This window comes from Litoribrevibacter albus (assembly GCF_030159995.1).
Taxonomy (GTDB): Bacteria; Pseudomonadota; Gammaproteobacteria; order Pseudomonadales; family Litoribrevibacteraceae; genus Litoribrevibacter; species Litoribrevibacter albus.
On sequence record NZ_BSNM01000016.1, the window covers coordinates 104,592 to 118,657 of the forward strand.

15 protein-coding genes and 1 tRNA gene are annotated in these 14,066 nt (G+C 47.1%); 9 read left to right on the forward strand and 7 right to left on the reverse strand.

Going from position 1 to position 14,066, the window contains the following annotated elements:
• The first annotated feature begins 139 nt into the window (after nucleotides 1-139).
• A complete protein-coding gene (locus QQL66_RS15240; RefSeq protein WP_284382551.1) occupies nucleotides 140-2,008 on the forward strand; it encodes a sensor domain-containing diguanylate cyclase in 1,869 nt (622 codons plus the stop codon).
• 32 nt (nucleotides 2,009-2,040) lie between these two features.
• On the opposite strand, the gene QQL66_RS15245 is transcribed toward QQL66_RS15240, so the two are convergent.
• Together QQL66_RS15245 and QQL66_RS15250 are read right to left on the reverse strand one after the other, a co-directional pair.
• Nucleotides 2,041-2,427 (reverse strand): hypothetical protein, encoded by a 387-nt coding sequence (locus QQL66_RS15245; protein WP_284382553.1) that lies wholly within the window; start codon nucleotides 2,425-2,427, stop codon nucleotides 2,041-2,043.
• Nucleotides 2,428-2,620: 193 nt separating this feature from the next.
• Nucleotides 2,621-2,697, reverse strand: a tRNA-Arg gene (locus QQL66_RS15250).
• Between the two features lie 165 nt (nucleotides 2,698-2,862).
• Here QQL66_RS15250 and QQL66_RS15255 point away from each other — a divergent pair.
• Nucleotides 2,863-3,174 (forward strand): DUF1244 domain-containing protein, encoded by a 312-nt coding sequence (locus tag QQL66_RS15255; RefSeq protein WP_284382555.1) that lies wholly within the window; start codon nucleotides 2,863-2,865, stop codon nucleotides 3,172-3,174.
• 12 nt (nucleotides 3,175-3,186) lie between these two features.
• On the opposite strand, the gene QQL66_RS15260 is transcribed toward QQL66_RS15255, so the two are convergent.
• Both QQL66_RS15260 and ilvA read right to left on the reverse strand, forming a co-directional pair.
• Nucleotides 3,187-3,972 (reverse strand): substrate-binding periplasmic protein, encoded by a 786-nt coding sequence (locus QQL66_RS15260; protein WP_284382556.1) that lies wholly within the window; start codon nucleotides 3,970-3,972, stop codon nucleotides 3,187-3,189.
• A 137-nt stretch (nucleotides 3,973-4,109) separates the two neighbouring features.
• On the reverse strand, nucleotides 4,110-5,621 hold the full coding sequence (gene ilvA / locus QQL66_RS15265) for a threonine ammonia-lyase, biosynthetic (RefSeq protein ID WP_284382558.1): 1,512 nt from the start codon (nucleotides 5,619-5,621) through the stop codon (nucleotides 4,110-4,112).
• A 214-nt stretch (nucleotides 5,622-5,835) separates the two neighbouring features.
• Here ilvA and rpiA point away from each other — a divergent pair, with 214 nt between their 5' ends.
• The 3 genes from rpiA to QQL66_RS15280 all read left to right on the forward strand — a co-directional run bounded on the left by rpiA (nucleotide 5,836) and on the right by QQL66_RS15280 (nucleotide 7,449).
• Nucleotides 5,836-6,513 (forward strand): ribose-5-phosphate isomerase RpiA, encoded by a 678-nt coding sequence (gene rpiA / locus QQL66_RS15270; protein ID WP_284382560.1) that lies wholly within the window; start codon nucleotides 5,836-5,838, stop codon nucleotides 6,511-6,513.
• On the forward strand, nucleotides 6,513-6,737 hold the full coding sequence (locus QQL66_RS15275; RefSeq protein ID WP_284382561.1) for a hypothetical protein: 225 nt from the start codon (nucleotides 6,513-6,515) through the stop codon (nucleotides 6,735-6,737). The genes rpiA and QQL66_RS15275 overlap by 1 nt, the downstream gene beginning before the upstream one ends.
• A gap of 124 nt (nucleotides 6,738-6,861) precedes the next feature.
• Nucleotides 6,862-7,449, forward strand: coding sequence for an HAD family hydrolase (locus QQL66_RS15280; RefSeq protein WP_284382563.1), 588 nt, complete (start codon nucleotides 6,862-6,864; stop codon nucleotides 7,447-7,449).
• 15 nt (nucleotides 7,450-7,464) lie between these two features.
• Here the strand turns inward: QQL66_RS15280 and QQL66_RS15285 are convergent, their stop codons facing one another.
• Together QQL66_RS15285 and nudE are read right to left on the reverse strand one after the other, a co-directional pair.
• The gene (locus QQL66_RS15285; RefSeq protein ID WP_284382564.1) at nucleotides 7,465-8,691 is read right to left on the reverse strand and encodes an alpha/beta fold hydrolase; all 1,227 of its coding nucleotides are present in this window, start codon (nucleotides 8,689-8,691) and stop codon (nucleotides 7,465-7,467) included.
• A gap of 139 nt (nucleotides 8,692-8,830) precedes the next feature.
• Nucleotides 8,831-9,421, reverse strand: coding sequence for an ADP compounds hydrolase NudE (gene nudE / locus QQL66_RS15290; protein WP_284382565.1), 591 nt, complete (start codon nucleotides 9,419-9,421; stop codon nucleotides 8,831-8,833).
• Between the two features lie 163 nt (nucleotides 9,422-9,584).
• Between nudE and yrfG the strand changes: the two genes are divergently transcribed.
• The 4 genes from yrfG to QQL66_RS15310 all read left to right on the forward strand — a co-directional run bounded on the left by yrfG (nucleotide 9,585) and on the right by QQL66_RS15310 (nucleotide 13,484).
• On the forward strand, nucleotides 9,585-10,262 hold the full coding sequence (gene yrfG / locus QQL66_RS15295) for a GMP/IMP nucleotidase (protein WP_284382566.1): 678 nt from the start codon (nucleotides 9,585-9,587) through the stop codon (nucleotides 10,260-10,262).
• A gap of 80 nt (nucleotides 10,263-10,342) precedes the next feature.
• Complete coding sequence (gene hslR / locus QQL66_RS15300) at nucleotides 10,343-10,753, forward strand: ribosome-associated heat shock protein Hsp15 (protein ID WP_284382567.1); 411 nt, start codon at nucleotides 10,343-10,345, stop codon at nucleotides 10,751-10,753.
• A gap of 74 nt (nucleotides 10,754-10,827) precedes the next feature.
• A complete protein-coding gene (hslO, locus tag QQL66_RS15305; protein ID WP_284382568.1) occupies nucleotides 10,828-11,733 on the forward strand; it encodes an Hsp33 family molecular chaperone HslO in 906 nt (301 codons plus the stop codon).
• Nucleotides 11,734-11,933: 200 nt separating this feature from the next.
• Entirely contained in the window at nucleotides 11,934-13,484 is a 1,551-nt protein-coding gene (locus QQL66_RS15310; RefSeq protein WP_284382570.1) for a phosphoenolpyruvate carboxykinase, read from the forward strand.
• A 94-nt stretch (nucleotides 13,485-13,578) separates the two neighbouring features.
• On the opposite strand, the gene QQL66_RS15315 is transcribed toward QQL66_RS15310, so the two are convergent.
• A complete protein-coding gene (locus tag QQL66_RS15315; protein WP_284382571.1) occupies nucleotides 13,579-13,950 on the reverse strand; it encodes a PilZ domain-containing protein in 372 nt (123 codons plus the stop codon).
• Between the last annotated feature and the right edge of the window lie 116 nt (nucleotides 13,951-14,066).

Genomic DNA, 14,066 nt, shown 5'->3' on the forward strand with positions numbered 1-14,066 from the left:
ACAACCAGACAGATAAGTCTCGTACAAAAAAAACTAAAAACCGTTACACAACTGAGGTTGTGTAACTTTTCAGCTCATCTACGCTTAGGGAAGGAAGTTGAAACCATAAAAAGAAGAACAACAAAAAAGGTAGAAACGGATGCAGCGTATTACATGGATTTTGGCGGTGCTCATCTTCTTCGGCAGCTCGATAGCTCAGGCCGCTGATTTTATTTCTCTTAAAGAAGGTCAGCGACGCATCAGTATTGATGAGAACATCTCATACATTAAAGATCAAACGCACGAACTTACCTTTCAAGAACTGTTAACCACACCCGACCAACGCTGGCAAAAGAATGAACGAAGCCAGGTAAACTTTGGTTACTCCGATGCGAGCTATTGGATCAAGTTTTCATTACATAATCAGGACGCTCTCGCGCTCGATCGTATTTTGGAAATCGGCTACGCCGTGCTGGATAACATTGATATTTACTTGGTGAGAGATGGTTTGTATACCGACCATTACATCCTGGGTGACAAGCTTCCTTTCTATGAACGACTGGTTCAGAACCGAAATTTCCTGATTCCGATGCGACTCGAAGTAAACGAAAAAGTCGACGTGTACCTGAAACTACGTACCACCAGCTCGGTTCAAGCCCCAATGGATCTGTGGAACCCCATCGACTTTCATCAGGTGGATCAATCCCGTGTGATATTTCAAGGCATCTACTTCGGCATTGCCTTGGTCATGATTCTCTACAACCTATTTGTTTATCTGGCCGTCAGTGAGAAGACGTATCTACACTACGTCGCCTACATCAGTTGTATGCCGTTATTTCTGGCGTCCCTGAACGGTCTTAGCTTTCAATACCTCTGGCCTACCGCCACTTGGTGGAACGACCAATCTATTGTCTTCTTCCTGAACGGCGTGGTCGTCTTCGGTACCTTCTTTTCACTGCGATTCTTATCCTTAAAACGGGAAGCGCACCGGTGGATCTATCGTTCATTGCATGCCGTTGCCTGGTTAGCCGCACTACTGATGGTATGCTCACTGCTGTTCACTTACCAAACGATGATTCGCCCTACTATTTATGTCGCCGTTACCGCCTGTATCGCCCTGCTGATTGCCGGCATCTATCGCTGTATTCAAGGCGATGTCTCCGCCCGCTACTTCACCGTGGCCTGGACCGCCATGTTGTCAGGCGGAATTGTGTTGGCCCTGAACAAATTCACCTTATTACCTCAAAATGTGATCACAGAAAGTGCCACTCAAATTGGATCAGCCCTGGAGATCATCTTACTGTCCATTGCCCTGGCCGATCGCCTCAATCAGGAAAAGCGCAAAGCTTTTAATGCTCAGATCGAAGCGTTGGAGCATGAACGGGAAGCCCGACAAGCGCAGGAAGAAACATTAAAGATTCAAAAAGAAGCCAACCAAATGCTGGAACAACGTGTCAACGAACGTACCTCGGAACTGGCTGAACTCAACGCGCAACTGATTGAGCTGAACGCCAAAGACGCATTAACCGGGTTAAAGAATCGAGGCTATTTTGATGAGAAGTTCCAACATTACTACACCACAGCGTATCGCTTGCAGAAGCCATTATCGCTATTGATCATCGACATCGATCACTTCAAGCAATTCAATGATAACCACGGCCATTTAGTCGGGGATGAATGTTTAGTCATGGTCGCCACCGCCATCAAACAAGTCATCTCACATCCAGAAGACATAACCTGTCGTTATGGTGGGGAAGAATTTGTGGTCATCCTGCCAGAAACCGATCAACACGGTGCCTATCAAGTTGCAGAAAAGATTCGACAGAAAGTGGCAGAAACGCCGTTCCAAATTGCAGCAGAGCAACTGCAAGTCACTGTCAGTGTGGGAACGAATTCCTTAGTGCCGGTCACGTCGGAAAACAGAAACCAGATGTTTGATCAAGCGGATGAAGCGCTCTACAAAGCCAAGAATCAGGGAAGAAACCAAGTCGCTGGCTATCAACCCAAAGTCATGTTACATCAGGTCTAGGGAGCCTCTGAATAGATAACAAAGAGCCCGACTTACACTTGGTAGCAAGTTCGGGTTCCATTCCAGACCTTATAGGCCAGAGTTTCAAGCTTACGGCCAAGCAGGATTGCAAACACCACATAAGCGGAACTCAGTACCACACGAGCCGGTTCAAACGCAACGTGCAGCCACACCACCAAAAACGCAAAGCTCACCGCACAAAAACCAAACAGCAATTTACTTGCTAACCGATCCTTCAATACAACCTGTAGCACTGGCGTACGTTGACTCCAGAAAAAGATCAAGGCCATCAACACAGGATAAACCAGCAAATGAATCATGCCACTCACGATGACAGGTAGATATAAGCACATCAAACACTTATACCAAAGTTTGCTGGCTTGTGAAGGGCTCAACTGGAAGCTGCTGTCAGGTTTCATAGGGATAATTGTTTCGCCTGGGAGAAAAAGGCGCCCATACTACCAGACTGACCGCATTTGAAAAGAAATTGATCAAAAAATCGACGAAACGGTCATCATCAAACTCAACAATATCGTTCCTTAAACCCTGAGTATGGAATGCAATCAGTTTCAATTATAACGGGAAATAAGAAGCGTAGAAGGAAAGAGAGAATGGCACACCCGGCGCGATTCGAACGCGCGGCCTTCGCCTCCGGAGGGCGACGCTCTATCCAGCTGAGCTACGGGTGCACTTAAGACAAACGCACAGTTTGTCAAAAGAAGGCGGAATTCTAACTTCCTGAACCTTCGCCGTCTAGCTTTAAGCTCATATTCTCTGGAACCTTTTCCACCACCCCTCGACCCTTTTATACTTATGACCTCATTCTTCACTTAATTAGCCAAGCAGGTATTCGTATGTCTTCACCGGAATTAACTCAAGAACAACAAGATAAACTCGACGCAGCTGCGTTCCGACGCCTACTGGCGCATCTCGATAATCGTAAAGACGTACAAAACATTGAATTAATGATCCTCGCAGGGTTCTGCAGAAACTGTTTCTCTAAGTGGTACAAGGCAGCTGCTGACGACCTCGGCGTAGAAGTTACCGATGATCAAGCACGTGAGCGTATTTACGGAATGCCGTACAGCGAATGGAAAGAAAAACATCAATTACCTGCGACCGAAGAACAAATGGCCGCATTTAATGCTCAACAAAAAAGTAAGTAACGATAAGAAATTTTATTGGAAGTGGTTGTAGATTGCATCGTAGCGACCACTTTCTTTCAGTTGCGTTAGCCCCTGATTAAAGCGCTCTAACATTTGCTGCCCTTGTTTGGTTTTCAAGGTGATTAAGTACAAGGGATTCTTCGATATCCATTGAGGGTGAATGGCAATGTCTTTTTCTTGTTCCGGCGCATACTTACGAATCAACTCCTTCCCGACCACATGCGATGCTGGAAAGGCATCAATTCTTCCCGCCAGCAACAGGAAAACCAATTGTTTCTCGTCGACCACTCGATCGAGCTTTAGATCACCAGCTGCCTCCGCCTCAACCAGCTCGTTGGAATAGGCATAATCCTGAACACCTGCAATCTTGTAGGCTTTTAAGTCTTCCAGTGTTTCCCAGTCAAAAGGATACCCTTTACGATAGAAGAACACGTTTCCGGTATCGTAGACAGGTTCACTAAAGAAGTACTTTTCTAAACGCTCATCGGTAATGCGCCAAGCGTAACTGGCATCCACATTGCCTTCATTGAGATTTTCAATCGCACGGCTCCACGGCCAAAAGCGAATACTGGGAGCAATTCCCACTTGCTCAAAACTTTCAACAACGATTTGGGATATAGGGCCGAAGCCTTTGGCTTCAGGACTGATCAATGGTGGCCAGTCACCTGTACCCAAACTGACGGTACTGACAGACGCACCGGAGCCGGCAAAGCTGAGATAGGAACACAACAGCAAGCCCACGAGTGCGGTGACTCGAAGGCTAAACTGTCTATGTAATTGATTCACTAATGAAGCCATACTCAACTCAAACAACGAATCTCGGTCAATACATCCCAACAACGAAAGTCATACAATCAAAGTCAAACAATCAAAGTCAAACAACCTTTTGTTCAATAATCCCTTGAATCAGCTCAATGAGTGAATATCTGACACCGTTACTTCAGGAAGAGTTGGTAGGCAGGATTATCCGTTTCTTCCCAATAACGATAGCCCAACTTGTTCATATATTCTTGTAAAAGTTCACGTTCGCCTTCAGGCACCTGCAAACCAGCCAACACGCGACCATAAGCCGCACCGTGGTTACGATAATGGAACATCGAAATATTCCATTTATGACCCAACTGGTTCAAGAAACGCATCAATGCGCCAGGGCGTTCAGGGAACTCAAAGCGATAAATCACTTCGTTTACTGCGTTCTCAGCACGACCACCCACCATATAGCGAACATGTACTTTCGCCATTTCGTTTTCAGTGAGATCCACCACCAGATAATCATTGTGATTCAATGTCTCAACCAGGGCATGACGATCATTTTGATCCGAAAGTTGAATACCAGCAAAGATCTGAGCCTGATCATCGTCGGCATAACGATAATTGAATTCAGTGATGTTACGTTTACCCAATAGTTCACAGAATTTACGGAAGGCACCCGGGCGCTCAGGGATAGTCACCGCTAATAAGGCTTCTCTCTGCTCACCTATTTCTGCGCGTTCAGCCACATGACGAAGACGATCGAAGTTAGTGTTGGCACCACTGACCACCGCCACTAAATTCTTATCAGTCACACCTTCCCGAGCCACATATTTCTTCAGACCAGCAACACCTAATGCCCCTGCAGGTTCGGCAATCGCACGGGTATCATTGAAGATGTCTTTCATCGCGGCACAAATTTCATCGGTCGAAACGGTCACCACCTCATCGACATAATCGCGCGCGACTTTCCAGGTGTTTTCACCAATCTGAGCCACCGCAACCCCATCAGCAAAGATGCCTACCTGATCGAGAATCACACGTTCATCAGCCTTCATTGCTTCATACAGACACGCCGACTCATCCGATTCCACACCAATCACTTTGATCTCAGGACGCAAATACTTGATGTAAGCCGCAATCCCGGCAATCAGGCCACCACCACCAACAGGCACAAAGATCGCGTCCACATTGCCTTTGGTCTGATGAAGCAGTTCCATCGCGATAGTGCCCTGACCCGCAATAACGTCTTCATCGTCGTAAGGATGGATATAGACATAACCTTTTTCTTCCACCAGCGTCTGACTATACGCATAGGCTTCATCAAAGGTGTCTCCACGCAATACGGCCTCAGCACCGCGTGCTCTGACCGCTTTCACCTTGATGTCCGGAGTGGTGTTCGGCATCACAATGGTACAAGGCAAACCGAGTTGCTGCGCCACCAGCGCCAACCCTTGTGCGTGGTTACCAGCAGACGCGGCTACCAAACCTCGTTTACGCTCTTCCTGCGGCAACTGCATTACCTTATTGCAGGCACCACGAAGCTTAAATGAATAGACCGGCTGGAGATCTTCACGCTTCAGAATAATCTTGTTACCCAAACGCTCTGAGAGAAAACCAGCGTGGTCAATTGGCGATTCAATCGCCACATCGTACACACGCGCCGTCAGGATTCGTTTGATGTATTGCTGAAGCATGATATTACCTTATCAATAACTAGAAATGAGTTGCTCTTCAGAGCACGATTTTGGGAACCCGCTAGCATAACCTGTTTACCCAGAACTGTTAAGCCGTCGGCCCATCTCATGAGGGGTTCAATTTGCCACTCAGGAACTCAGTGAGCGCTATAAAAGTCTGCTACCGTTTGATATGATTCGCGCCAATTCATTCACATTCTTCGGAACCGGAAACATGACACAAGATGAACTCAAACAAGCCGTAGCTAACGCCGCTCTGGAATACATCCTTCCTAAGCTGGATAAAGACAGCGTGGTTGGCATTGGAACCGGTTCCACTGCAAACTTCTTTATCGATGCATTGGCCGAACACAAAGAACTGTTTGATGGCGCCGTTTCCAGCTCCAAAGCGTCAGAAGATCGCTTGAAAGCCCACGGAATTCCGGTCTATGACCTGAACTCTGTGGGTTCTTTCGAGTTCTACATCGACGGTGCCGATGAAACCAACGAACGCCTTGAACTGATCAAAGGCGGCGGTGCGGCACTAACCCGCGAAAAGATCGTTGCCGCCTGTGCGAAAGAGTTCATTTGTATTGCCGACGACAGCAAGATGGTGCCGTTATTGGGCCAATTCCCGCTGCCGGTGGAAGTAATCCCAATGGCACGCAGCTATGTAGCCCGTGAAATTGTGAAGCTGGGTGGCGACCCGGTTTATCGCGAAGGCGTGATCACCGACAACGGTGGCGTCATTCTCGACGTTCACAATCTGAAAATTGCCTCACCGATGGAACTCGAAGAAAAGATCAATCAAATCACCGGCGTCATCACCAATGGCCTGTTCGCTCTTCGCCCTGCGGATGTCTTGATGCTCGGAACAGCCAACGGCGTAAAAACCCTTAAGGCTAACGGATAATGGCGAACTTTCTACGCAAACTTGTCAGCTACCTGCCAGGCACCAAAGCCTGGCAAAAGCGAAAGAAGCTTCAGGAGCTGCGGGTTCTGCTAAAAGCCCAAGGGCAAGACGTCTCTAACCTTAGTGACGATCAACTCGAATACGTGGCGATGGAAGTCCGTCGCCAAGTGAAAGAATCCACTCAAGAATCTACATCCTCGTCAGACAAGAAAACCCTTCACTAACGTCATAGCGCTTAATCCTTTTCTGCCCAGTAATAACCTGTCCGCTCTAGCTAACAAAATCGATAGACTCCTATAACACTTGAGTTACCATAGGAAGACCAGACACTGCAAAGCTGAGCTACTCATGGCATCTGATCACGTTCACGGCGTTATTTTCGACCTCGACGGCACCCTGGTCCATTCATCTCTGGATTTTCAGGCTCTAATGAATGCCGTTAAATGTCCTCCCGGCATCGATCTACTCAGCCATGTGAATGACCAGCCAGAAGCACAGAGAACAGCCTATCTCGAGTTAATTCAACACCACGAATTACAAGATGCCTACGATGCGAGCTGGATAGAAGGGGCGGAACTATTTGTCCAACAAGTCCGCGAGCAAGGACTGCCAATGGCGATTGTAACCCGTAACTATTCAGACGCCGCTCACCTGAAAATTTCTAACAACCAGATTCCCATCGACTTAATTATTACTCGGGAAGATGCACCTGCCAAACCGGACCCAACGGCGCTACTAAACATAGCCAAACAATGGCAGCTGGACCCCAAACACCTAATTTACGTGGGCGATTACCTCTACGACGTACAAGCGGCTGCGAATGCAGGCATGAGATCCTGCTTGTACGTCTCGGATGATCTGCCACACTACTCAGATCAAGCCGATATTGTGTTTAGCTGCTACCAGCAGCTGCATCAACGTTTATTCTCAGACTGAAGACACAACTACTGATCAGTTGCTTCGTTCATCCAACCAGTCGGCGCTCATTGCCCAAGCAAACTGAGAGGCACTGGAGCCACCGAATACGCCGGCATGACCGCCAGGCACCACGTAGAATGACTTATCCTGACTGCCCACCACATCCAGCAAGTGACGCGCGGCACGAATGCCGACAATCTTGTCGTTATCACCAGCAAATGACATCAAGTTCGCTTTGATATCGCTAAAGCTTGCGGTTCCGCCGTTGATTCGAACCCGCCCTTGGGCAAACTGATTGCCTACCGCCAACTTACTGATGATTTCCTGAATCATACCGCCAGGATAATCCGCCATATCCTCAAACCAATTGGACATCGTAGTGTGCTCAGACAACGCCTCACGATCACTAAGGGCGGTCAGTAAATCCCAATAACTGATTAAACTGCCAAGAGGGTTGGTCAACTTAAAGGACAACGCCACCAAACGACCAGGCACATGCAAATGTTCCGGCCGTACCATTGACTTCAACGGGGTATTATTCACACGAGACAACACCTTGGAAGCATGATGCATCACATTCAATAATTGTCCCGCAGGGCCCACTTGCCGAACATCAATAGGGCTTGCCACGGTCACTAGGTTTCTCAGATCCGGGTTCTTAGACCACGCCGCATACAGCAAGCAAAACAAGCCGCCCATGCAATAACCAAACAAGCTGAACTCTTTCTGGCCAGTTAATTCCTGAACCGATTCAATCGCCGCAGGCATCCACTCAGTCACATAATCTTCAAAGGTCAATCCAGCATGACTGCGATCAGGATCACCCCAATCAATCAAATAACAATCGTAACCTCGTGCCAGGTAATAACGTACCAGACTGCGAGTTGGCATCAGATCAAAAATTTGAGCAGTCGCCCCCAGCGGCGGCACGAAAACCAAAGGAATCTTCTTTTTCTCGGAACTGACAGGAACGCTTTCACCATCGACCACAATCGCATCTTCTTGCAATGGGTGATAACGCTTCAAACTCATCAAGCCCTTTTCACACACAACATCGTAGGCACTTTTATCTGACAGGATGAGATTGTCTTTATAAAGCATGCGTTCAGCGGCGTTATTGGCAATGATGAAGCCTTTATTAATCCACTCTTGGGACTTGGCTTTGCCCAATTTAATCAATCCATTCATATTCAACACGCGCATCTCCGAACAACGATTCCAAACAGTTATCCAGACATCCTCTTCCGAATAACAATTCATTTTTAACAAACTTGTTTTAATAGACTCGTCTTAACTAATAGCCTCAGTGTATCGACTCAGTCTAAAAATACATTGACCGTACAGACGAAACCGGTCGGTATATTCAGTCATTTTAATGATATCTAATGACAGAACACCATCAAAACAGTCCCGAATCACTAGAGTCCTCTCGTGATAACTTAAGCTCTCTGGTCATATACAACGCAGCAACGGCCCGGGCTTCTGTAATTTCATTGCCATTGGCGTATTCAATCGCCAAATCAAAATCCGTCGGCACCACTTCGATCGGTTCCGGCTCATCCCCTTCCAAACGCTCTGGATATAGCCCTGTCGCCACTACGACCTGTAGACGGTAGGACATGTAGCCTGGGGAGACCGTCATTTCAGTCAGAAATTCAATGTTCTCCGCACCATAACCAATCTCCTCTTTCAGCTCTCGATTGGCCGCATCAAAAATGGTCTCACCATGTTCAACAAGCCCTTTAGGTAAAGACAATTCGTAACTTTCCGTCCCGGCAGAATACTCTCGAATCAACATCACCTGATTTTGATCGTTGACCGCAACGATCATCACCGCGCCGGCATGATTGCCTTTAGGAACTAAACGCTCATAAGTACGTTCAACACCATTGCTGAACTTCAATTTCTGAGACTGAATCCGAAAAATTGCTGTATCCGCAATGATCTCTTCACTTAGAACACTGGGCTTGATGGGCGTTTTATTGGGCATGGCGACCTCGCTAGGAAACGAACAAAGAGGTCTTTATAATGAGTGAACTGAGTGGCGATTAAAAGCCAAATATGATTTTCTTCCACGATCTATTTGAGCCAATTCCATACCGTCACAACGCCTTGAAACCGGTACTTTATTAACCAAAGGTGCATTTTCTGATATGCCATCATCTTCAACAGCCTCCGTCAACTGGGATCAAATTGACACCGTGTTATTAGACATGGACGGTACTTTACTGGATCTCCATTTCGACAACCATTTCTGGCTCAACCACGTTCCTATGAGATATGCAGAACTGCAAGGCATTACGCTGGAACAGAGCAACGCGGAACTGGTCGAAACCTTTGATGCCTACCGAGGCCGTCTGGAATGGTACTGTCTCGACTTTTGGTCAGAGCAGTTGAAGCTGGACATCGCCGCCTTGAAGAAAGAAGTCGAGCACCTGATCGCCATTCGTCCCGGCGTCGAGCAGTTCTTACAGCAACTATCAGAGTCGCATAAACGCGCCGTACTGGTAACGAACGCACACCAAGGCAGCCTGTCACTGAAACTTGCTAACACCAACATAGATCGCTACCTCGACATGGTGATTTGCTCACACGACTTTGGAAAACCCAAAGAGGACCGTTCCTTCTGGCAGTCACTTCAAACGGTAGAGTCCTTTGACCCGGAGCGAACGTTATTTGTGGATGACAGTGAAAGCGTGCTCGACTCAGCCAGTGATTACGGCATTCGTCATCTTCGCGCGATTGTGAAACCGGACAGCAAACAGCCGGAAAACTTCGACCGACGTTACCCTGCGATCCTTGATTTTTCAGATTTACTCCCCATTTACTGAAATATCCCTAACTCATTCAATGAACGGTGTTCTGATAAATTCCAGAGCACCGTTCAGCAGCACTAACTTCAGGCCAGCTAATGGAAAAAAACGCCCCTCAAAATTCTGATAAAGTTCGTTTGGACAAATGGCTCTGGGCCGCACGTTTCTACAAAACACGGAATTTAGCCAAACAATTCATTGAGGGCGGAAAGGTTCATTACAACGGACAAAGAACCAAACCGAGTCGTTTTGTCGAAGTTGATGCGCTCATCACCTTACGTCAGGGACACACTGAGAAAACCGTACAGGTGTTGGCTCTGGAGGAAAAGCGCAAGAGCGCACCAGAGGCTCAAGCCCTCTATCAAGAAACCGATGAGAGCATCGCAAAGCGTGAGAAAGAAACCGCTCTACGCAAAAGCATGGGGGCAGCCGCCTTCATTATTGATCACAAACCGAACAAGAAAGAACGCCGACAGATCAGTCGTCTAAAGTCCGACATTTTTGAATAGATCGAGCGTCTACACTTAAAGCATTTCAAGAACATCCACCCTTTGGGTTTATAGCAAAAAGGTATCGTTAACTCATGAGTAATTCAGATCAGATCCAACGCTTTATGTTTGAACATCACGACATTCGTGGTGAATTGGTTGGTCTCGATGAAGCCTATCAGGCGGTAATCAACAAACATGATTACGCCGATTCCGTTAAAATCCTGCTGGGCGAATGGATGGCTGCGGCGTCCCTATTAAGTCAAATCCTGAAATTTGAAGGTTCTGTGATTCTTCAGGCTCGCGGCGCAGAAGGCATTGGCCTCCTGATGGCAGAATGTACTCATAAGCAACAAATCCGAGCCATTGCCCAGGTCAATGGAGACGTAACCACCACAAGCATCAAAGAGTTATTTGGTGCCGGTCATTTAGTCATCACTATTCAGCCGTCCAAGGGCAGCCGTTATCAAGGCATTGTACCGATGGACAGTGACTCTCTGGCAGAATGTCTGGAGCACTATTTCCAACAGTCAGAACAGTTACCAACACGCATTTGGCTACAAGCCGATAGAAAGCGAGCAGCCGGACTGTTTTTACAAAAACTCCCAACCGAACAAGATGCCACCGACAGCGAAAAAGAAGAAAGCGATAATCAATGGCAACATGCGGTAACACTGGCAGATACCATCAAAGCCGAAGAACTGTTGAATCTCGATAATGAAACGATATTACATCGTCTCTACCATGAAGAAGACATTCGGTTATTCGACATCGAAGACATTGAATTCCATTGCACTTGCTCAAGAGAGCGTACCGCCGAGTCCATCAAAACCGTTGGAAAAGAGGAATTATTGAGCATTCTTGAGGAAGAACCAGAGATCAAGGTTACCTGTCAATTCTGCAACGAAACCTATCGTTTCGATCAGGTCGACGTTATCGCACTGTTTGAGGGCACCCACTCTGGTGAAGGGCAAAATTCACAAGATGGCTCTGTTCACTAAGACGAGCTAACGTGAAGAATTTGTTGCGTTTTCAAGAATCATTCACATTAACACACACTTTTTTTAGCGTTAACGATAATTTTCTGGCATAATGCCGCGCCTAAAAGTTTATCATGCTCGACTCGCTGAGCGAGTCGAGAAGGTGTTTATTCGGTCACTGCTCTTGAGCAGTTGTTCATTTTATCCGGGGAAATAACAGAATGACCACAACAAGTGACAAGGTTAACTACAACCTATCATCTGCAATACTGGTAGAAGAAGCGCTTGCTCGCGGAGAAGGCCGTCTAGCTGCTAACGGTTCTCTAGTTGTTGAAACTGGTAAGCGTACTGGTCGCTCACCAATGGATCGTTTCATTGTTCAAGAGCCAAGCACTGCAGACGCAATCGATTGGGGCAACATCAACCGCCCATTCGACGCAGATAAGTTCGATGCCCTTTGGGAGCGTGTTGAAGCTTACCTAGCTGAGCAAGATTCTTTCGTTTCTGACGTTCACGTTGGCGCGGATCCTGAGCACTACCTACCTGTTCGCATGACTACGCAAACAGCTTGGCAGAACTTGTTCGGTCGCAATCTGTTCATTCGTCCAACCGAATACAACCCTAAAAACAAACAAGAATGGCAAATTCTTAACGTTGCTGGTTTTGAGTGTGTACCTGAGCGTGACGGCACTAACAGCGACGGCTGCGTCATCATCAACTTCGCAGCACGTAAAGTTCTTCTTGCCGGTATGCGTTACGCAGGTGAGATGAAGAAAGCGATGTTCTCTGTACAGAACTTCCTTCTTCCTGAAAAAGACGTGCTACCAATGCACTGTTCTGCAAACGTTGGCGAAGACGGCGACACTTGCCTATTCTTCGGTCTGTCTGGCACAGGTAAAACTACCCTTTCTGCAGACCCTGAGCGTTACCTAATCGGTGACGACGAGCACGGTTGGGGTGAAGGTACTGTATTCAACCTGGAAGGTGGTTGTTACGCGAAATGTATCGATCTTAGCCAGAAGAACGAACCAATCATCTGGGACGCAATCCGCTTCGGCGCGATCGTTGAGAACGTAATGATCGACAACGATACTCGTCTACCAGACTACAACGACGTATCTCTAACCGAGAACTCTCGTTGTGCTTACCCTCTAGAACACGTTGAGAAGCGCGTTGAAGAGAACCTGGCAGGTGAGCCAAAAGCAATCGTTTTCCTAACGTGCGATATGACAGGTGTTCTTCCTCCTGTTTCTATCCTGACCAAAGAAGCTGCGGCATACCACTTCCTAAGCGGTTACACAGCATTGGTTGGTTCTACCGAAATGGGTTCTGAAGCTGGTCTTAAATCGACTTTCTCTACTTGCTTCGGTGCACCGTTCTTCCCACGTCCAGCAGGCGAATACGCAGAGCTTCTAATGAAGCGTATGGACGCATTCGGCTCTAAAGTTTACTTAGTAAACACTGGTTGGACTGGTGGTGCTTACGGTAAAGGCGGTGAGCGTTTCAGCATTCCAACAACTCGTGCAATTATCGCTGCAATCCAAAGCGGTGCTATTGCTAACGCTGAGACAACTCGCCTACCTATCTTCAACCTGGACATCCCAACTGAAGTTCCAGGCGTAGAAAGCAAGCTTCTTAACCCAGCTGAGTGTTGGGCTGACAGCGCAGCTTACCAAGACACTGCACGTAACCTTGCTGGTCAATTCGTTGAGAACTTCAAGAAGTTCGACGTCTCTGACGAGATCGTTAATGCAGGTCCAACTCTAGACTAACTCTTCTTTAGAGAAGTACTAGAGACAAAAAAGGCGGGATCAATTTTGATCCCGCCTTTTTTATGCCCGATTATTAAGCCTAAGAAAATGCGATTTAAATTTCCTTCTCTGAATAAGCTCGCAGAAACTCACGATCAGGATCTGTAATACGGGTAAACATCAACCCCGTCTTGAAACCAACACTGGACGCCACGGCGTAGCGCACTTCGACAATGGCCTCGATCTGCTTTTTATGCTCTCGATAGATCAAAGGCATTCGAACGAACAATTTTGTACCATTCGGAAACGAAGTATCAGCAATAATCTGAAGCCCACCAGCCGACACATTATCAGTCTTCGCTCGTGACCACTTACCGGACAGATCCTGAAAGCTAACAGTCCAAAACGCCATTCTTCTTGCATCTCTACGACGGTTACTACTTCCGCTATCTTCGGATAGATCAGTGATTGCAAAGGATTCTGTCATACTGCTATTTTTTCTAATTGGTTAAATTTCTGACTCGACATACGTTAATAAATATCACGCATAATAACGACCAATTTTTGTAAGAGTTTGGTAATCATCGTGTTACCAACAAGACC